Annotated in this window: 22 protein-coding genes; 9 read left to right on the top strand and 13 right to left on the bottom strand. The window is 30.4% G+C overall.

What is annotated here, in order from left to right; genetic code table 11:
- Positions 1-18 precede the first annotated feature (18 nt).
- Genes CPIN18021_RS06680 through CPIN18021_RS06665 form a run of 4 tightly spaced genes read left to right on the top strand, consistent with a single transcriptional unit; the run spans position 19 to position 3,664 of the window.
- Positions 19-1,257: an MFS transporter gene (locus tag CPIN18021_RS06680; RefSeq protein WP_078397725.1), complete on the top strand. Its 1,239-nt coding sequence runs from the start codon at positions 19-21 to the stop codon at positions 1,255-1,257.
- 3 nt (positions 1,258-1,260) lie between these two features.
- Complete coding sequence (locus CPIN18021_RS06675; protein ID WP_078423666.1) at positions 1,261-2,910, top strand: flagellar hook-length control protein FliK; 1,650 nt, start codon at positions 1,261-1,263, stop codon at positions 2,908-2,910.
- Entirely contained in the window at positions 2,910-3,176 is a 267-nt protein-coding gene (locus CPIN18021_RS06670; RefSeq protein WP_069632319.1) for a FlhB-like flagellar biosynthesis protein, read from the top strand. The genes CPIN18021_RS06675 and CPIN18021_RS06670 overlap by 1 nt, the downstream gene beginning before the upstream one ends.
- A 59-nt stretch (positions 3,177-3,235) precedes the next feature.
- Positions 3,236-3,664 carry a DoxX family protein gene (locus tag CPIN18021_RS06665; protein ID WP_078423665.1) on the top strand — a complete coding sequence of 143 codons (429 nt, stop codon included), beginning with the start codon at positions 3,236-3,238 and terminating at the stop codon, positions 3,662-3,664.
- A 150-nt stretch (positions 3,665-3,814) separates the two neighbouring features.
- Here CPIN18021_RS06665 and CPIN18021_RS06660 read toward each other — a convergent pair whose 3' ends face one another.
- The 6 genes from CPIN18021_RS06660 to tupA form a co-directional block, all read right to left on the bottom strand.
- Positions 3,815-4,534: a fumarate reductase iron-sulfur subunit gene (locus tag CPIN18021_RS06660; protein WP_078423664.1), complete on the bottom strand. Its 720-nt coding sequence runs from the start codon at positions 4,532-4,534 to the stop codon at positions 3,815-3,817.
- Entirely contained in the window at positions 4,527-6,515 is a 1,989-nt protein-coding gene (locus CPIN18021_RS06655) for a fumarate reductase flavoprotein subunit (protein ID WP_078424690.1), read from the bottom strand. The genes CPIN18021_RS06660 and CPIN18021_RS06655 overlap by 8 nt, the downstream gene beginning before the upstream one ends.
- 22 nt (positions 6,516-6,537) lie before the next feature.
- Entirely contained in the window at positions 6,538-7,245 is a 708-nt protein-coding gene (locus CPIN18021_RS06650; protein WP_078424689.1) for a fumarate reductase cytochrome b subunit, read from the bottom strand.
- Between the two features lie 92 nt (positions 7,246-7,337).
- A complete protein-coding gene (lgt, locus tag CPIN18021_RS06645; RefSeq protein ID WP_078424688.1) occupies positions 7,338-8,153 on the bottom strand; it encodes a prolipoprotein diacylglyceryl transferase in 816 nt (271 codons plus the stop codon).
- Positions 8,154-8,246: 93 nt separating this feature from the next.
- On the bottom strand, positions 8,247-8,870 hold the full coding sequence (locus tag CPIN18021_RS06640) for an IMPACT family protein (RefSeq protein WP_078424687.1): 624 nt from the start codon (positions 8,868-8,870) through the stop codon (positions 8,247-8,249).
- 34 nt (positions 8,871-8,904) lie between these two features.
- On the bottom strand, positions 8,905-9,723 hold the full coding sequence (tupA, locus tag CPIN18021_RS06635; protein ID WP_078423659.1) for a tungstate ABC transporter substrate-binding protein TupA: 819 nt from the start codon (positions 9,721-9,723) through the stop codon (positions 8,905-8,907).
- Positions 9,724-9,799: 76 nt separating this feature from the next.
- Between tupA and tupB the strand changes: the two genes are divergently transcribed.
- The 5 genes from tupB to CPIN18021_RS08925 all read left to right on the top strand — a co-directional run bounded on the left by tupB (position 9,800) and on the right by CPIN18021_RS08925 (position 13,832).
- Positions 9,800-10,492, top strand: coding sequence for a tungstate ABC transporter permease TupB (gene tupB / locus CPIN18021_RS06630; RefSeq protein WP_078424059.1), 693 nt, complete (start codon positions 9,800-9,802; stop codon positions 10,490-10,492).
- A complete protein-coding gene (gene tupC / locus CPIN18021_RS06625) occupies positions 10,489-11,445 on the top strand; it encodes a tungstate ABC transporter ATP-binding protein TupC (protein ID WP_078423658.1) in 957 nt (318 codons plus the stop codon). Before tupB ends, tupC begins: the two co-directional genes overlap by 4 nt.
- 40 nt (positions 11,446-11,485) lie before the next feature.
- On the top strand, positions 11,486-12,310 hold the full coding sequence (gene galU / locus CPIN18021_RS06620; RefSeq protein WP_078423657.1) for a UTP--glucose-1-phosphate uridylyltransferase GalU: 825 nt from the start codon (positions 11,486-11,488) through the stop codon (positions 12,308-12,310).
- A complete protein-coding gene (locus CPIN18021_RS06615) occupies positions 12,303-13,517 on the top strand; it encodes a glucose-6-phosphate isomerase (protein WP_078424686.1) in 1,215 nt (404 codons plus the stop codon). Before galU ends, CPIN18021_RS06615 begins: the two co-directional genes overlap by 8 nt.
- Before the next feature lie 165 nt (positions 13,518-13,682).
- Complete coding sequence (locus CPIN18021_RS08925) at positions 13,683-13,832, top strand: hypothetical protein (protein WP_157886673.1); 150 nt, start codon at positions 13,683-13,685, stop codon at positions 13,830-13,832.
- A 532-nt stretch (positions 13,833-14,364) separates the two neighbouring features.
- Here CPIN18021_RS08925 and hemE read toward each other — a convergent pair.
- From hemE to CPIN18021_RS06580, 7 genes are all read right to left on the bottom strand, one after another.
- Positions 14,365-15,387, bottom strand: a complete 1,023-nt coding sequence (hemE, locus tag CPIN18021_RS06610) for a uroporphyrinogen decarboxylase (protein WP_078424685.1) — start codon at positions 15,385-15,387, stop codon at positions 14,365-14,367.
- Between the two features lie 202 nt (positions 15,388-15,589).
- A complete protein-coding gene (gene mrdA / locus CPIN18021_RS06605; RefSeq protein ID WP_078424684.1) occupies positions 15,590-17,419 on the bottom strand; it encodes a penicillin-binding protein 2 in 1,830 nt (609 codons plus the stop codon).
- A complete protein-coding gene (locus CPIN18021_RS06600) occupies positions 17,416-17,907 on the bottom strand; it encodes a hypothetical protein (RefSeq protein WP_078423653.1) in 492 nt (163 codons plus the stop codon). The genes mrdA and CPIN18021_RS06600 overlap by 4 nt, the downstream gene beginning before the upstream one ends.
- 12 nt (positions 17,908-17,919) lie before the next feature.
- Positions 17,920-18,525, bottom strand: a complete 606-nt coding sequence (gene yihA / locus CPIN18021_RS06595; protein ID WP_078423652.1) for a ribosome biogenesis GTP-binding protein YihA/YsxC — start codon at positions 18,523-18,525, stop codon at positions 17,920-17,922.
- Positions 18,522-18,995, bottom strand: coding sequence for a lipopolysaccharide transport periplasmic protein LptA (gene lptA, locus CPIN18021_RS06590; protein WP_078423651.1), 474 nt, complete (start codon positions 18,993-18,995; stop codon positions 18,522-18,524). The genes yihA and lptA overlap by 4 nt, the downstream gene beginning before the upstream one ends.
- Entirely contained in the window at positions 18,977-19,495 is a 519-nt protein-coding gene (gene lptC, locus CPIN18021_RS06585; RefSeq protein ID WP_078423650.1) for an LPS export ABC transporter periplasmic protein LptC, read from the bottom strand. The genes lptA and lptC overlap by 19 nt, the downstream gene beginning before the upstream one ends.
- The gene (locus CPIN18021_RS06580) at positions 19,486-19,974 is read right to left on the bottom strand and encodes a KdsC family phosphatase (protein ID WP_069632337.1); all 489 of its coding nucleotides are present in this window, start codon (positions 19,972-19,974) and stop codon (positions 19,486-19,488) included. The genes lptC and CPIN18021_RS06580 overlap by 10 nt, the downstream gene beginning before the upstream one ends.
- Between the last annotated feature and the right edge of the window lie 39 nt (positions 19,975-20,013).

Here is a 20,013-nt window from a genome sequence, read left to right as displayed (position 1 = left end):
TAAATTTTAAGGATAGAAATGTCAAATAGCAAACGCATTATAAAGACTATGATGCCTCTGTTTTTGGGTATGAGTCTTTTATTTGTCGGAAATGGACTAGTTGTTAGTTCTCTTTCTACATTGCTTAAGCAAATGAATATTGATAATGTGACTATAGGTCTTATAAATGCATGCTTTTTTGTTGGAGCTATACTTAGTACTTTAACATCTCACATTATAATTTCAAAAGTAGGGCATATTCGTTCATTTGCTATTTTTAGCGCGTTTTTTGGTGTTTGTTCTATGGTGTATGAGCTTGGCGCAAATTTGTATTTTTGGGCATTTTTAAGAGGGTGTTTAGGTTATTGTTACTATGCCCTTTTAGTTGTTATAGAAAGTTGGTTAAATGAAAAAGCAAGAAATAAAAATCGCTCAAGAATACTAGCCTTTTATGAGGGAGTTTTTTATGTATCTTTTGGTGTGGGTATTTTGATTTTAGCTTTAAACTTAAAACCTACTCAGATTTTTATAATATCGGCTGCTTTTATTATGCTTTCAAGTATACCTTTGAATTTAACAAAGATAAGACAACCAGCTATTCCTCAAAGACAAAATGCAAGTTTTCCTAAAATTTTTTCAGTAGCACCTCTTGCACTTGTTGGAAGTGTTGTTGCTGGTGTTTTAATAAATGGATTTTTCTCTATGGCAAGTTTATTTATATTATCACAAGGGTTTTCTTTAACTAATGTATCATTTTTTATGACCATAGCAATGCTTGGTGGATTTGTTTCTCAGTTTATTATGGGTTATTTATCAGATACACTTGGTAGAAAGTTTGCTATTATATCATCTTCTTTGGTTGGTTTTTTTGCATCAATTGGTTTTTTATTTGTCGGCAATAATATTATTTTGCAGTATGTTTTATCATTTTTTCTTGGTGGTGGTATTTTTTGTCTTTATGTTTTGTCCTTGGCTAGGGCAAATGATATGCTAGAGCATAAATCAAAAAGCATGGAGATCGGAAGAACGCTTTTGTTTAGCTACTCTTTTGGTTCTTTGGTTTCATCTATTGTTATTGGTTTTGCTATGAATTTTTTTGGAAATTTTGGTTTTATATATGTTTATATTGTTTTGCTTTTTGTGCTTATAGTATTTGCGTTAACAAAAGAGAGTATACCAAAAGAAGATAGAATAAGCTATAACCCTCATACTATTAAAACAACTGTGATAGATGAGTTAAATATAGAGTATGAAAATCAAGAATCAAAGCAAATTTAATTAATGGCAGATATAACAACAAATATACAAAATAGTATCAATCAGACCGGTCTTAATACAAATGTAAAACAGACTGGTCAAATTTTTAAAAAACAACCACAGCCTAATACAAAAGATACTATTTCTAGAGATAAATTAGATCTTGAAAATGTAGATAAGTTTATAAATAAAGTTATGAATGAGCTTTCTGGTGCAAAAACCAAAAATCAGACAAACAAAATTTTGCAAATGGTAAAAGATACAAAAATAGCACCAAATTTAGCAAACGATATACAAAATGTCGCCAAGCTTATTGAAAATGATGAAAGCATACAAAACAATCCAGCTTTAAAAGATTTAGCTTTAAAATTAAAAGAATTTTTAAAACCAATAGCTGATATAAAAACCGCCACTTTAAACGAACAGATAAAAAATTCAGGTGTTATGCTTGAGGGTAATTTAAAAGAAGCATTAAATCCACAAAAGCTTCCAAGCTCTATAAATAAACTTTTATTTGATATAAAAAATCTTTCAAATAATGATTTGCTTGATAAAATTTTAACTTTATCAAAAAATGAAAATTTAAACGATAATGATTCGTTTTTAAAATTAAAAGAAATTTTAAAAAATGAAGAAACGGTGCTTTTAAAAACATTAAACAATTCAAATATAAAAGGCTTATTGACAGATGTAAATAAGCTTGATAATATATCTAAATTCCTTAGTAAATTTCAGATAAATATTGAAAACAGTGGAGATAAGGTTAAACTTTATGTTGATAAATTGCAAGATTTTGTATCAAAACTTGATAATAAAATAAACTCTTTAAATACAAATGAAAAATTAAATCAAATTTCTGGTTTTTCTTCAAATTTTAAAGATTTAAAAATAGCTTTAAAAGATATACAAAATACATTAAAATCATTAAACAATATTGGAGATGAGATCAATCTTGTAAAATCTTTTGATGATTTACTTGATGGTAGTAATTCAAATTTGCAGTTTAAGTTACAAAGTGCAGCAAGAAGGCTTAGTGCTAGTTTAACTTTTATAGATAATAATGCAAGTGATGCGAGTAATAAACTAAAAGAGATAAAACATATCTCAAATCAGCTAAAGATAGCATCAAATGATATAATTAATATTGAAAAAAATAACATAGATGTCGCAAAAATAATTAGTAGTGATATAAAAAGCACCTTGCTCTCTATACAAGAAAAATCGGCAGGATTAAATAACTCATCTCAGATAAATCAAATAAGTGAAAAGATGTTATCTCAGATAGAGATACATCAAATGGTTTCTAGTATAGGTGGTGGAATTCAGACATATTTGCCATATATTTGGGATGGGGTTGATGGTGGAAGTATAGCTTTTAAGCAAGGCAAAAGAGATAGATATTATGCTCAAATAGATTTAAATTTTAAGCAATATGGCAAAGTTAATATAATGGTTGGACTTATAGATAAGAAATATATAGATATATCTATCGCCACTGCTCAAAAATCACTTAAAGATATAATATTTAATGAAGCAAAGGAGCTTAAAAGCTCTATCTCAAAACTTGGTTTAATTGTTTCTAATTTTAATTTAAAGGTACTATCTAAAAATGAAATTGCTGCAAAATTTAAAGATTTTTCAGGTCTTGAATTTGGTTTTGATAAGAAGGCTTGATGGCAAATATTATTAAGAAAAAAGCTGTTGCCCTAGGTTACAATAAGAAAAAAGATAATGCCCCAAAGGTTATGGCTAGCGGTAGTGGCGAGGTGGCAAACAATATTATAAATTTAGCAAAAGAGCATAAAATTCCAATAAAAGAAGACCCTGATCTTATAGAAATTTTAAGCAAGGTTGAAGTAAATCAAGAGATACCATCAAACTTATATAAGGCTGTTGCTGAGATATTTAGCTTTTTGTATAAGATGACAAATAAGTCTTGATGATTTAAACAAAAATGATATAATCCAGCACCCAAACCACTTTAAGTAAAGGAGATATTATGAAATTTTATTATTCATGTGCAAAAAAATTACACAATGTTGACCTTGCTATGCTTTTTATAAGACTTGGTCTTGCTGGCACTATTATTTTACATGGTATTGCAAAAATCATTCATGGCATTAGTAAAATACAAGGTTCGTTAGTTGGTCTTGGTTTTCCTGAATTTATAGCAAATGGTTTTGCTTATTTTGTTTATGTTGGTGAAATTCTAGCTCCAATCATGCTTATATTAGGTATATTTAGTAGATTAGCAGGTGTTTTTATATTAGGAACTTCTTTATTTATATTCCTTGTAAAAGGTGTCGCTATACTTGGACTTGATGCGCATACTGGTGGTTTAGTTTATGCAGAAGCATATTTTTATTTAATTACTTCACTTGCAATAATATTTGCCGGAAGCGGTAAATACGCTCTTAGAAAAGACTAAGAGATATTATTAAAAGCAATTTTATATTGCTCTTTTTTATTTTTATTGTTTTAAATTTTGAAAGTGGTTTGTTGGTATTGTTTGAATAAATTTTAAGCATTTTTCAATGCTTAAAATTTATTTTTTACCTCATTTTAGATTATCTGGTATTTATTTTACACTTGCTAGTTTTCTTCTCATATAAGCTATTTTGCTTTGTAAAGGTAAGTGTTTTGGACAGTTATCTTCACAAGCAAGCAAGCTCATACAACCAAAGACTCCATCATCGTCGCCTATAAGCTCATAAAAGTCTTCATCTGTTCTTTTGTCAAGCGCATCAATTTTAAATCTAGCTACTCTATTTAATCCAACAGCACCTATAAAATCTTTTCTCATAATAGCGGTTCCACAAGCAGCAACGCAAATACCGCATTCTATACATCTATCAAGCTCAAATACTTCTTGTGCTACTTCTGGCTCAACCTTTTCTTCAAGTTTTGATATATCTGTTTTGTGATCTGTGTGTATCCAACTCTCAACCCTTTTACTCATAGCATTCATCCAATTTCCAGTATCAACGCTTAAATCTTTAATGAGTCTAAATACAGGAAGTGGCATAAGCTCTATAACACCACTTTCAAAATCTTTTGTAAGTGTTCTACATGCTAAACTAGGCTTTCCGTTTATTAGCATTCCACAGCTACCACAAATTCCCGCACGACACACAAAATCAAAGCTTAGATCCGGGTCGTGTCTTTCTCTTATATAGTTTAATGCTATAAAAATAGTCATTCCAGGCGTTTCTTCTAGCTCATAGGTTGCAAAATATGGTTTTGAAATTTTGCTTAATGGGTTATATTTAAATGCTTTAATTGTTATTTTTCTACTCATATCCTATACCTGCTCTTTCATTTGGTGCTTTATATTTTGGTTGTAATTCATAATGCATAAGTGCTTCTTGTATCTCTTGTCTGCTTTTGCCTTCAGCTTGCATTTTTGAACGAATTTCATCAACTTGAGCTTGTCTTATGGCACTATCAGGGTGTTCTATTATGTTTCCTTTTGCACCATATCCTCTAAATGCTGGAGGCATTTCCATTTTCATAATATCAAGTTTTTCATATTCTACCGTAGGCATTGTATCGCCTTCTTTCCAGCTTGTAAGAGTTCTACTTAACCAATTTAAATCATCTCTTTTTGTGTAGTCTTCTCTATAGTGTGCTCCACGACTTTCTGTTCTTAAAAGAGCGCCGTAAGCTATACAAAGAGCTAGCTTTAGCATTTTTGGAACTCTGTATGCCTCTTCAAGTTCAGGATTGCCGAATAAATTTTTATTACTTACTTTTACATCAAGTGAGTGTTTGTATAATTCTTCAAGCTCTTTTACTGCCTTTTCAAGTCCTTCGCCCGTTCTAAATATCGCAACATGCTCCCACATTATATCTTTCATCTTGTTTTTAATCTCAAAAACATTGAAATGACCATCTTTTTTTATTAGATTTTGCATATAGTCTATTTGATCTTGGACAAATTTATTTATGTTTTGTGTTTTTATCTCTATTTCGTGAGTATTGCAGTAATCAGCAAAATAATCACCAACAATCATACCGGCAACAACTGTTTCAGAAACAGAATTTCCTCCAAGTCTATTAAATCCATGCATATCCCAACAAGCAGCTTCTCCCGCACTAAATAGACCTTGAAGTGTTGGACTTTCTCCTTTTGCATTTGTTTTAATTCCGCCCATTGAATAATGTTGCATAGGTAAAATAGGAGCCCAACCTTTAGGACCTTCATCTGCCGGATCTATACCATTAAAAATTTGGCAAATTTCTTGAACATCACGTAAATTTTTCTCTATATGTTCGCGACCAAGTATACTTATATCAAGCCAAACATGATCCCCATAAGCACTTTTTACACCTTTGCCTTTTCTTATGTGTTCCATAATTCTACGACTTACAACATCACGGCTAGCAAGTTCTTTCTTTTCTGGTTCGTAATCAGGCATAAATCTATATCCATCAACATCACGCAATATTCCACCATCCCCACGGCATCCCTCTGTTAGCAAAATTCCACTTGGAACTATAGGTGTTGGGTGAAACTGCACAGCTTCCATATTTCCTAGTCTTGCTACTCCTGTTTCAAGAGCTATTGCTGCACCTATACCCTCACAAACAACAGCATTTGTGGTATGTTTATAGACTCTTCCATATCCACCGGTTGCTATAAGTGTTCCTTTTGATACATAAGCGGTTATATCTCCAGTTATTAAATCGCGAACTATAGCACCATAGCAACGGTTGTTCTCATGAATTAAAGCTATAGCCTCTTTTCTGTCTTCAATTACAACATTGTGCTTTAATGCTTCGTTTGCAACAGCAAATAGCATTGTGTGTCCTGTTGCATCAGCTGTATAACAGGTTCTCCATTTTTTTGTTCCACCAAAATCCCTAGAGTGTATAAGACCATGCACCTCTTCTTTTTCAACTATTGTTGTTTTTTGTGCGTTTATAATTGCACTTCTTTCACCTTTTTTTATTCTTGTCCATGGAACACCCCAAGCCGCTAATTCGCGAATAGCTTTTGGTGCAGTTTGGCAAAACATTCTAGCAACATCTTGGTCGCACCCCCAATCGCTTCCTTTTACGGTATCTGCAAAGTGAACATCTTCGTTATCACCCTCACTCATTTTTGAGTTTCCTAGGCTTGCTTGCATACCACCTTGCGCAGCGGCAGAGTGTGATCGTTTAACCGGAATAAGACTTAACACGATAGTGCTAAGACCTTTTTCTCCAGCCGCAACAGCAGCTCTAAGCCCAGCAAGTCCACCACCAATAACTAGCGCATCACAATATTTTACATTCATTTTTATAAGCTCCTATTCCCAATTAATGGCCAAGGCCAATCCATATAAAATCAGCTATTAATGCTATTGTTGCAAGTACACCAAAAACAGCAAAAATTATTGTTCTAGCTTTATTTCTTTTTTCTAGCATCTCTTGTCTGTTAGCACCATCAATGCTTATCCATTTTACATATAACCTGTACATGCCAATGCTTGCATGAACAACCATAAAAATAAGAAGTGCAAGATAGAAAAATTCCAATGTTTCAAAATTTGTAGCAGATGTTTCAGCTGTTATTTTGGTTGGATTAAACATAATATCAACAAGATGAGCGCTTGCTGTAAAAAATAGAACAAATCCTGTTAAAAATTGAAACCACCATAGTGTAGTATCAAAATGTTTTATGCGATTTTTATGGCCTACAAACATTATATATTGTTTGAAGTTAGCTGGAAACTTTCTCATTGCTAAAAATGCATGAACCATAAAAACAACAAATATAAAAGCAGCGATTAAATTTGTTATTATTGGCAATCCGCCTTCAAATAAAAAACTAGCTTCTGCAAACTCTACAACTGCATTAAATGCATCTTTGCCAAAGATTATCGTAGATGTGAAAACCATATGGCATAGTATAAAACAGGCTAGAACCAACCCCGTTATACTTTGCAATCTATCCCAGCTGGCAGTGCAACGACTTTTTTTGCAGTCTGAGCGAACACCTAAAAAACCCTCAATAAGCCCAGTCATGAATACTCCTTACTTTGAAATTATATTAATAAAATCTTAATTAATATAATTAAATAAAATTAATAATTTTGTAATTATATAAAAAAAATACTTTAGCTAAATTTAAATTGTTTTTTTAAATAAAAGTGTGTAAAGCAACCTATAAAAATCATTGCTAAAGATAACAAATGACCCATAGATAAATTTAAAAATATAAAGCCTAGATTATAATCAGGTTCCCTAAAAAACTCTGATACAAACCTAGCAATGGCATATAAAATAGCATATAATGCAATAAGCTCTCCATTAAATTTCTTAAATTTCCTATAAAAAAATAAAATAATAAAAACTATTAAGCCTTCAAGCACAGCTTCATAAAGCTGAGAAGGGTGTCTCATAATACCACCTACCTTTATTGCCCAAGCTACATCAGTGGCTCTTCCAAACAACTCTTGATTTAAAAAATTTCCTATACGACCAAAAAAGTATCCAAGTGGTATTGATATAGCACACAAATCCAAAAATATTAAGCTATTTTGTTTGTATTTTTTGCAGTATGCAAATGTAGCCAACAAAAACCCAACAACAGCTCCATGATAACTCATGCCACGAATTCCAACAAAAACTCCATCATAAAAAGGATTAAAAATTTGCCAAGGGTGGGTTATATACCATAATGTATTATCAGAATAAATAAGTATGTAACCAATTCTAGCGCCAAGAATAACTCCAATTTCAACCCAAAAAAAATAATTATCAAGCATGGAGTTGCTTATGGGTATTTTGTCTTTTTTAACAAAATACTTAGCCATTCTTAATGCTACTAATAGCGCTAAAACATACATTATTCCATACCAATGGACATTTATTCCAAAAATACTAAATGCTACGGGATTAAAGTGAGTGTAAATTTCATTCCAAAAAGTCATATAAAATCTTTCATGTTGTAATATGCAAGCTAAGATTTTACAATATAAAACTTATTGTTTTGATAAAATTTGTATAAAATTATATCTTTAAAATTAGTTTATACTGTCTTTTGCGTATATTGGTAACGCTAAAAATTCAAAGTCGTTTGTTTGTATTGTTTTTAGAAAATTATACAAATTTAAAAACTCTTGCATTGTTAGGTCTATCTCCCACTTAGCACCTTTTTCGTTAAAATCTTTTTTGATATCAAAAATATTGTTTGTCTGAAAATAGTGTTCAAATCTTGAAATAAGTGAGAAATTTGTAAAAAATACAACAACCTCTTTTTGTATAAAATCAATTAAATTTGCCTCATTTATAGCTAAATTTGTAGCTGTTGAATAAGCCCTTACAAGACCGCCTGTTCCAAGTTTTATTCCGCCAAAATATCTTACTATAAATATTGCTGAGTTTATTAGGCTTGCACCCCTTAATGCATTAAGTGCCGGTGGACCACTTGTTCCTTTTGGTTCTCCATCATCGCTTTGGTTTTCAATAATTTGCCCGTATTTATTTATAACTCTATAAGCCCATACTATATGCACGGCTTTTGGGTGTTCTTGTTTTAGCGATTCGTGTAGCGTTTTGAAATTTTCAAAAGGTGTTAAAAAAGCTAAAAAGTTAGATTTTTTTATATCTATTTGGGCTTTAAATGTGTCGTTTGTTGTTTTTAGCATAGTTAAAATAAGGTGGACAGAACCCACCTATTTATTAATTTTTTCTTGTTTTAGCATCAGGAGTGAATAGTTGTTTGTTTAACAATTTAAAATCGCCAACAAATTTTTGACCCTCGTCGCTAATTATCCAGTTTATAAATTTATTTGCATTTTCTATATCTGCATTTTTGCAGTGTTTTGGATTTACAGCTATGATTGAGTATAGATTTTTAAGACTTTCATCACCTTCATTTACTATAACCAAATCAGGATTTCCTTTAGCATTTGCTTCATATTTTATATATGTTCCTCTGTCAGTAAAGCTGGCACCTTTTTGTTCCTCTGCAGCTTTTATTGTAGCTAGCATTCCTTGACCTGTTTGGCGATACCAAGCTTCGTTTTCAGGAATACCGTTTGTTATTTTTTTCCAAATTCCTTTTTCTTTATTATCTGTTCCTGATTTATCGCCTCTTGAAAAGAACGGAATTTTTTCTTTGTTTATTACTTCAAATGCATCTTTTAAATCTTTGCCTTTAAATTTATCAGCAATGCTTTTATCAGCTATCAAAACAAAATCATTATACATAACAGCTTTTCTCTCAACCCCATAGCCATTATTTATAAAGTCCATTTCTACTTTTGGAGAGTGAACAAAAAGTATATCAACATCGCAGTTTTCTCCCATTTTCAAAGCAGCACCAGTTCCAACTGCGGTCCATTTTAAATCAACTCCGGTTTTTGCCTTATAGACAGGATATATAGCGTCTAAAAGCCCTGTGTTGTCAGTGCTTGTTGTTGTAGCCATGTTTAAATCAGAATCAGCTCCAAAAAGCGCACAAACTGCTATAAGTGATGATATAAATATTTTTTTCATAAATTACCTTTCTTGTGAAATTTTATTTTATATATGCTATCATAGCATAAATTATATAAATTTAGGAATTGTTAAGTTGGAATTTATTATAGATGGTACTTTTACGGCCTTTAAGCTGCTTATAAACTTAGATGTTGAGACATATTCTGCTGTCAAAGCTACACTTTACACATCTAGCATATCAATCATTCTTGCTTTAATTATAGGTCTTCCTATTGGCTTTATATTGGGTTTTTATAATTTTTTTGGAGCTAAAGTTTTAAAATTTATAAGTGATACTATGCTTGCTATGCCGACTGTTGCAATAGGCCTTATAATATATGCTTTTATCACTAGAAATGGTCCTTTTGGAGAGTTTGGATTATTGTTTACATTAAAGGCTATAGTTATTGGACAATTAGTTTTAGCTTTGCCAATCATTATATCTTTGAGTTCTAGTATTATTGAAAATATGGATGAAAAGCACTATTTTACTATAATGTCTTACAGACTTAGTAATCCAAAGCTTGTTATGGTCGTTATTTATGAGTTAAGATATTCTTTGATGGTTGTTGTAGCTAATGCCTATGGTAGGATTGTTGCTGAGGTTGGTGTTGCAATGCTTATTGGTGGAAATATAAAATATTTTACAAGAACGATAACAACAGCTATTTCACTTGAAACAAACAAGGGTCAATTTGAAAGAGGCATAGCTTTGGCTATTGTTTTGATATCTATAGCCTTTTTGGTAAATTTATCTATTCATTTTTTAAAAAGGCTTGATAAGTGATTGAGATATCAAATTTAAAAGTAGATTATGGTAATTTTCGTGCTATTGATATAGAAAAATTAAACATAAATACAAATTCAAATACTGCACTTTTAGGCTTTAATGGTAGTGGGAAAAGCACACTTTTAAAAGCTATCGCACATCTTATAAAACCAACAAGTGGGAGTATTAAAATTTGGGGCAAAGATAGACTTAGTTTGGATGAGTTAAAAGATATTTCTATACTTTTGCCAGAGCCTATGCTTTTAAAAAGAAATGTTATAGACAACTTTAAATTTGCTCTAAAATCAAGAGGGAATTTGGATAAATTTGATAAATATGTATACGAAGCTTTAGAACTTGTTGGACTTGATGATAGTTTGTTGCAAAAACAACATTATGAGTTAAGTTCAGGACAAAACAAGCGCATAGCTTTTGCCTTGATTATCTGCTTAAGAGCTAAGTTAAACTTACTTGATGAACCTACAAATGCTGTTGATTTAAGCACAGCTAAACAATTTGCCAAAGCTATACAGTTTATGAAAGATCAATATAAAAGCGGATTTATCATAGCTTCTCATGATGAAAAATGGTTAAGTGCTATTAGTGATCAGAGCTTTTTTTTGCATGAGGGTAGGGTGAGTGAATTTGAACTTAAAAATATATTTAATGCTTCAAATGGTATTATTGATTTTGGAAATTTTAAAATCGATTTGCCAAAAGAGTTTAAAAATAGTAAAAAAATAGCAATAAACCAAAATCTCATAAATCTAAGTTTTACAAAATCAGATGATAATATAAAAGGTGTCTTGCACTCTGTTTCTTTGATATACAAAAACGATATTTTGCTTAAAATAAAAGCCGGTGATTTTTTGATAAAATGCGTTGTTAAAAATGCTAAAATAGGTGAATACACAACAGGAAAAGAGATATTTTTTTCAGTAAATGAGAAAGCATTTTTAAGTTTGGAATGATAAAATAACACAATTAAAATTTTAGTTTTAGGAAATCAAAATGATACAAACTTGTCTTTTTCCGGCAGCTGGTTATGGAACTAGGTTTTTGCCAGCAACAAAATCTTTACCCAAGGAAATGTTACCTATTTTAACAAAGCCATTGATTCATTATGGTGTTGACGAGGCTTTAGAAGCTGGAATGGACAATATGGCTTTTGTTGTTGGTCGTGGCAAAAGAGCTTTGGAGGATTATTTTGATATAAGTTATGAGCTTGAACATCAAATAGCTGGAACAAGCAAAGAGCCACTTTTAGATGATATAAGAAAGCTTATGCAAAGTGCAACATTTTGTTTTACTAGACAAAATGAGATGAAAGGGCTTGGAGACGCTATCTATACTGGAAAATCACTAGTAAAAGATGAGGCTTTTGGTGTTGTTTTAGCTGATGATTTGTGTATCAATGAAGATGGCGAAGGTGTTTTGTCTCAAATGATAAAAATTTATGAAAGATATCGTTGTTCTGTTGTTGCTGTGATGGAGGTTCCAAAAGAACGCACAAAAAGCTATGGTGTGGTGTCTGGAAGAGCTATTGAGGATGGTCTTTTGATGGTTGATGATATGGTAGAAAAACCAGACCCAAAAGAAGCACCTAGTAATCTAGCTATAATTGGAAGATATATTTTAACTCCTGATATTTTTAATATATTAGAAAAAACACAACCAGGCAAAAACGGAGAAATCCAAATCACAGATGCCTTAAAAATGCAGGCTAAAAGAGGTATGGTTTTGGCTTATAAATTTAAGGGTCGTAGGTTTGATTGTGGAAGTTTAGATGGCTTTGTGGAAGCAACAAATTATTTTTATAAGTTAAAAAATGATTAAAAATAGTTTTTATTTTAATTTTGATGATGAAAATATAATAAATGAATATGCTAAGCGTGTAAATTTGGAACACGATAGTGGTGAAATAGGGTATTATCATCTTCCTGATTTGAACAAAAAAGAGCTTGATAAAATTTTAGAATACGAAAAAAATCTAAAAGGCATAAAAAATATTGTGCTAGTTGGTATTGGTGGTAGTTCTTTGGGTGTCAAGGCTTTAAAAATGGCTATGGCTCAAAAACAGCACACAAGAGAGCTTTTTTTTATAGATAATGTAGACCCTAGCGTTTTTGAAATGGTAAATAAGCATATAAATTTTGAAGAGAGTTTGTTTATAATAAGCTCAAAATCAGGCAATACAATAGAAACTATAAGTATATTTAAATGTCTTATTGATATTTACAAACCAGCTGATTTAAGTAGAAATTTTTTGATAATAACAGATGAAAATACAACCTTAGAGCAATATGCAAAAGAAAATAATATAAATTTTTTCAATATTCCTAAAAATGTTGGTGGTAGGTTTAGTGTTTTGAGTGTTATAGGGCTTGTGCCTTTGGCTTTTTGTGGATATGATATATCACTTTTACTTGATGGTGCTATGTATTGCAAAAAACAATACATAGATGAAAATGATAATTCTATCATCTCGAAAGCTTATCACTATGCAACTCACAGAAATGCTGATATAAATGTCGTTTTTAGTTATTCTAGTTTGCTTGATGGATTTAATGACTGGTATGTTCAGCTTTGGGCTGAAAGTCTTGGTAAAAAAAATGGATATAAGCGCATAGGCCGCACACCTGTTGGGCTTATAGGTAGCAAAGACCAACATAGTTTTTTACAGCTTATTATGGATGGTGTTAAAGATAAAACAATAACTTTTATCAAGGTAAAAAACACCAACTCTGTAAAAATTCCATCTTTAAATATTTCTCACTTTAAAGACTGTGATTTTGTTGATGGTTTACAGCTTGGTGAGCTTATAAATTTTCAGTGCGATTCTACCAAGATGGCATTGGTTCAAGAAGGACTTAGTGTTGATGTTATAGAACTTGACATGATTGATGAGTGGCATATGGGATACTTGGTTTATTATTATGAACTCTTAACATCAGCAACAGGAATTATGCTAGGTATTGATACTTATAATCAACCAGGTGTTGAAATAGGTAAGAGAATACTTAAAAATATGCTTTTAAAATAAACAATGAATTAAATTTCGGCAAAAGATAAATTTGGTTATAAAAAGTCTTGTGATTTCAGGCTCGCTTGGTATTTAGGTTTGATATTTATCATGATATATTATTTTAAATTTCAAGTTTACTAGCTCTCTTAAACGCAGCTATAGAATTTGCAAGAGCAGTAGAACATGGTAGGAGGGTTTGTAGTTGTTGCTAATAAAGCAAGACAAGTAGCTAAAAAATACAAATCTTTATTAGAAATAGATACAACCATAAACTTAGTATTTCACATAAATGCTCGGATTGTAAATCAAGTATGGATTCAAAATACAAAATAGCATAAAGAAGTATTAAAATCGGTAAATGAGATAATAGATTAAATCAAAAAGATAAATTAAATAGCTATTTGATAGTGAGCTTGTGGTAAGCTTAAAGTTTAAATTTTGTTGTTTGGCTATGTCTTGCATTGATATAAATAATATCATTTTGAATCGCTTTTTAATTATCTTTAAAGGTCATTTTTGATATTTATAAGTAGATTTTAATACTGAGGTTATAATATCTGCTATCTTAAAATGTACGTGCTTTTGGTTTTTTAAAATCTAATTTTATTTATATAAAATCTATTATCGCTTTGTTTTGTGAATCTCTTTGTTTGTATATAAATTTTCAAGACCAAGCTAATAATTAATTGTAATACAATAAATTTTACTATCTTTTAACTTTTAATGAATTTGACATAATTTCGTATAATATTTCCATAATATTTATAAAGGGTTTGTCTATTTTAATTTATAATAAAATTGGCTTTGTGAATTGGTATCAAAATAATTAGCCTTATTATGGGCTAATTATTATTTGTATAAAACTTTATCTTTTACTTTTTTCTTGAACCTGTTTTATAAAGTATTTTGCATTTTCAACAGGCACATCAGGTAGTATCCCATGCCCTAGGTTAAATATATGGTGTTTATTTTGCATTACATTTAAAATTTTATCTATACCTTCATCTATGGCTTGTTTTGAGTATAGTCTTGTAGGCTCCATATTTCCTTGCAATACATATTTATGTCCTAATTTTTCTTTTGCAAGTTCTATCGGAGTACTCCAATCAACACCAAAAACATCAAAATTTCCATCTATCTTATCAAGATAGCCACTTATTCCTTTTGGAAATACTATAATAGGTATATGTGGAAATTCAGATTTTATAGCATCTACTATTTTTATTATATAATTCCAACTAAATTCAAAAAATGCACTTTCCTCAAGAGCTGAAGCCCAGCTGTCAAAAATTTGTATAGCGTTGACACCTGATTTTATTTGGGTTTTAGTATAACCTATCAAAGCATTTGTCGTTTTTTCTAAAATTTTATGCATTAGTTCAGGATTTTGATAAAGCATTTTTTTACTTATAGCATATGTCTTACTTCCTTGACCTTCTGTCATATATGTAGCCAAAGTCCATGGAGCACCTAAAAATCCAATCAAAGCCTTATTTTTATCTAACTTTTCTCTTGTTAGTTTTATTGTATCATATACATAAGATAAATTTTTTACAGCTTTTTCTTCATCTAGTGCTTGTAGGTCTTGTATATTTTTTATAGGGGATTTAAATATAGGACCTTCGCCTTTAACAAACTCAAGCTCCATGCCCATTTCAAGAGGAACAACTAGTATATCACTAAATAATATTGCGGCATCAACTCCTAAAATATCAATAGGCTGTAGCGTTACTTCACTTGCTTTTTTATAATCTTTGCAAAGCGATAAAAAATCACCAGCTTGTTTTCTAACTTGCATGTATTCAGGTAAATATCTCCCAGCTTGACGCATCATCCAAACCGGTGTGTAAGGTGTGTCTTTTTTAAGACATGCATCTACAAAAATCATAACTTTCCTTTTGGTTTATTTATAATGATTATACAAAAAATATAAAAAAACAATCTTTAATAATAAGTTTTTGTATTAAAACACAATATGTATTGTGGTGAATATTGTTGAAATTTATTAGTTTGTGATAGTTTAAAATAGATAAGTTATGGTGATACAAAAAATGTTATTCAAATATAAAAAAATCAACCCTTGTTAAAAATTATTTTGATTTTTTCTTTTTTGATTTTTTGGATTGATTTACTTTGTCTAGTTTTATATAACCTAGCTCTAGTAATTTATTGTAAATTCTAGATACCTTTGGTCCAGCTGCTGAACCACCGTGTCCACCGTGTTCTATTATCATTGTAATAACATATTGTGGGTCTTCATAAGGTGCATATGTGGTAAGCCAAGCATGAGATCTTTTTAGATATTCCATATCTTCTTCTCTTGCACGTTTTTTTTCTGTTTGTGATATTCCTATTACCTGAGCTGTTCCCGTTTTTGCAGCTACTGTTACATTTGATTCTGTGAAGTATCGTCTTGCTGTTCCTTTTGGATGGTTTGCTACTTCATACATAGCGTGTCTTATTGTTGGAAGCTGTGCCTTTTCAAATTTTGTAAATATATTATCTTTTGGGGTAAAATCTGAAATTTCGTTGTCTATACTTTGTAAAAAGTGAGGAACTATATTTAGTCCTGTGGCTAACATAGCCGTGTGTCTTGCGACTTGCATAGGGGTTGTTAAGAAATTTCCTTGACCTATTGATGTGATGAGAGTTTCACCTTGAAACCAAGATTTTCCGTATTTTCTCATTTTCCATTCCCTGCTAGGAACTGTTCCTAAAAACTCATTTGGTAAATCAACGCCAGTTTTTGTTCCAAAGCCGAGCCTCTCTATAACCGGAGCTATTGCATCTATGCCTATTTTTTGACTGCTTTTATAAAAATAATCATCACAACTTTCTCTAATAGCGCTAGTTAGATTCATAAATCCATGTCCATAAATATTCCAACATCTAAATTTTCTACCACCAAGTTCATAAGAGCCATTGCAAGTATAACCTTCATTTTTACTTATTCCGGCATCTAAAAATGCCATACCCATAGCCATTTTTACAACAGAGCCAGGAGGATAAAGACCATTTACCATTTTGTTTGTAAATGGGTGATCTAAGTCTTTGATGAGTTTATCCCATTCATTTTGTGTTATTCCTGTAACAAATGGATTGAGGTTGTATTCGGGGAAACTTCCAGCAGCTACTATAGCACCATCTTTTAGACTCATTACAACCACGCTACCGGCATCTTTCCCAAAAACATTAGATACAAATTGTTGAAGCTCTAAGTCTATGCTTAGTCTTATATTTTTGCTACTAGGCGGAGTATAATTTATCTGCTCTAGTTCTTCATTTAAGGCATTGATTTTTACTTTCCTACTGCCTTCTTGTCCTTGCAAGATATTATTATAATATCTTTCTATACCACTTCTTCCTGTGTGATTTGTTAGTTTTGCTAATGGATTATTATTCATATCTTGTTGATTTGCACGACCAACATAACCTATTATATGAGATGCTAAATCATTATAAGGGTAATGTCTCTTTGAAGCAGGTTTTATTTCTAAATTTTCATGTAAAGATAGTTTGGCTATATGTGGTATAAATTTATCATAGTCTATAAATTCAATAACATTTATAAAATCTTGATTATATGCAGAATCATTTTTTTTGTATTCTTTTTGTATTTTTGTTGCATTTAAATCATCAAAAGTTGATGTTAAAAAAATAATTTCTCTATCTAATACATCTGGCTCTTTTGTGAGATGAGGCTTGATTGCCACTGAAAAACCAAGTCTATTTACTGCTAAAGGTCTATCTTTTGAATCAAATATCAGACCTCTTACCGGAGCTATATATTGTGTTTTAATGGCATTTTGTTCAGCTATTTCTTCATAATATGCATTTGAATTAACACTTAAATGATATATTCTTGTAAGCAGTATAAGCCAAAAAATTATGATAATTGCAAAAACTATCCGCATTCTCATACTATACGCTCTCTAAAAAGTATTATTGCTACAAAAGACTCTATAACTATATAAATAATATATTCTATGTCTAAATATAAAAAATCGTTATTTTGAATATAGTTTATAGCATTATTTACTAGATATGTGCCTATATATCCACTTGTTACAAATATAATAAGTATTAAATTTCTATATTTCATTGTAGAAAATAGCCAATCCACTATAAAATAGAAAAAAATAAAAAATGCAATTATTGTTGAAAAAATATAAAACCCATGAACCTGTTCAGCAAAAAGTAAAAAAGCTATACTTAAATACCATCCAAAGCCAAATTCTATATATGTTCTTTGCTGTTTTCTTGCATATTCTATAACCATGTATGTGAAAAAAATTCCAAATAAAGGTGGTAGATAAACCAATATAGTCGTTAGCATTTCATATGCAAATAACAACAAAATACCAAAAAAATTTCCTATATGTTGTAAGTCCGTGTTATTTTTTTGCATTTTTATATAAATTTATTCGCTGCCAAGTGCTTTTTTTATTATTGTGTTTAATGCTCTTTCTATCCCGTTTTTATTTAGGGTTGATACTAAAATTCCATCTGGATCGTTTTTTAATACCGCACTTTTAAGGCTTTGGTTTAATTTATCTGATTTTGTGTATAAATTTAAAAGTTTTTGATCAGGTCTTAAAAAACTTGTTATGTAGTCATTTACGTTTTTATCTATTTCAAGATCAAAATGTCTAGAGTCTATCAAATGCACAAAAAGCCTTATGGTTTCCCTTAGTTTTAAAAACTCATCTAAGTTTTTTTTCCATTCGTTGTGGGTTGATTTGGCTACTCTCGCATATCCAAAACCTGGTAAATCAACGAAAATTACATTAAATTTTTCTCCTTTTTCATCATCAAGCAAGCAAATTTCAAAAAAGTTTATGAGTTGCGTTTTTCCTGGTGTAGATGAACTTTTTGCTAAAGAGTTATGTTTTGTTAGTGAATTTATAAGGCTTGATTTGCCAACATTAGATCGACCTAAAAAGACAATTTCGCTTGAATTAAATACAGGTGCTTCTTTTATACTAGGTGATGAGGTTATGAAATTTGCTGAAACTATTTTTATCACTTTTTATCTTCTTTTACTTGAAATATAAATTTAACTGGCTGTTGTTCTGAACTTACTACATTGTAAACACCAGTTTTTTGATTTACTATTATTTGTTGTCCATATACATTTTTGTCTGTTTGGATTTCTCTTAGATGTGCTTTGCCTGCAATTGTGTAAATTTCTTGTTGAGGCTCATAAGTTAGTAAATTTCCATTACCTTCATATGTTTTATCGTGTATCATTACTTTAAAGTAAACATTGTTTGTCGCTGTGTATTTTATTGGTTGTCTTGCATTGTTAAAATTTACAACAACTTTTTCAGCTTTTAGCTCATCATAATTACCTTTTTTTATCTTTACGTTTCCAAAAAATTCACTAATTTGTTTTTTCTCGTCAGCAAAAAAACTATCAGAAGTTATCTCTATTTGCTGAGCCTTTAATGCTGAAATTGCTAGAAAAAATATAATTATTAATTTTGATTTATCCATATTTTGACACCTTTTGCTTTTGTTATTTTGTTATTTAAATCATATATTATATTTGTTCCTGTTATGTTATTTTCATTTTTTGTGATTACAAAGTCAGTATTGGACATAAGTGTTTTATCTTTTTTATGATAAATTGCTTCTTGTGATTTAAATGTTAAACTTTGATTATTTTCATAATTTACGTTTTGTCTCAATTTTATCTCTTCGCCTTTTATTATTGCCTTATCGGCTTTTAAGAAATTATTTAGATTAGAGTTTATAAAATTTGCTCTAAAATGTACTAGCTCATCGTTAGCTTTGTATCTGTTAATCTCTTTTGCTTCATATTTTGCTGATATTTTTTCATTATCAATTTCATAGTCGACAACATCATTTATCTGTATATTTGATATACTAAAATCGGTTGCAAAGTTTTCAGCCATATATGGATTTGAAGATGCTAAAAAAACCATAGAAATACTAAAAATTGTAACTATTATGTAAAATATTTTTATAACCAATTTTTAGACCACTCATCGTATAAATTTTCTTTTTTTATAATTATTTCTATCATTTCTCTAATGGCACCTTTGCCACCTTTGTTTTTTAATTTTGTTTTTACTTTTAGCTCCGGTATTGCATTTTTTGGCTTAAAACTCCATTTTACACTGTTTAAAAGCTGAAAATCATTATAGTCATCTCCAATAGCAGCTGCATTTTTTAATTCAAGTCCTTCAAAATTTAGAATTTCAATTGCTGTTTGGAGTTTGTCTTTAACGCCTTGATACACATGTGTTATTTTTAAATCCTCAGCTCTACGTTCTACTATTTCTGATTTTCTCCCAGTTATTATAGCTATTTTTTTACCAAGTTTTAGCCATCCTTCTATTGCATAACCATCTTTAACATTGAAGCTTTTAAATAATTCACCGTTTGAACTGTAATTTATGCTACCATCAGTTAAGCAACCATCTACATCTAAAAAAATTATCTCTATCATGAAATTCCCTTTGCGCTAGAAATATTAATTATTACTATA

The sequence above is a fragment of the Campylobacter pinnipediorum subsp. caledonicus genome (assembly GCF_002022005.1).
GTDB lineage: Bacteria > Campylobacterota > Campylobacteria > Campylobacterales > Campylobacteraceae > Campylobacter_A > Campylobacter_A caledonicus.
Note: the sequence above shows the minus strand (reverse complement) of the source record. Positions and strands in the feature narration are given on the sequence as shown.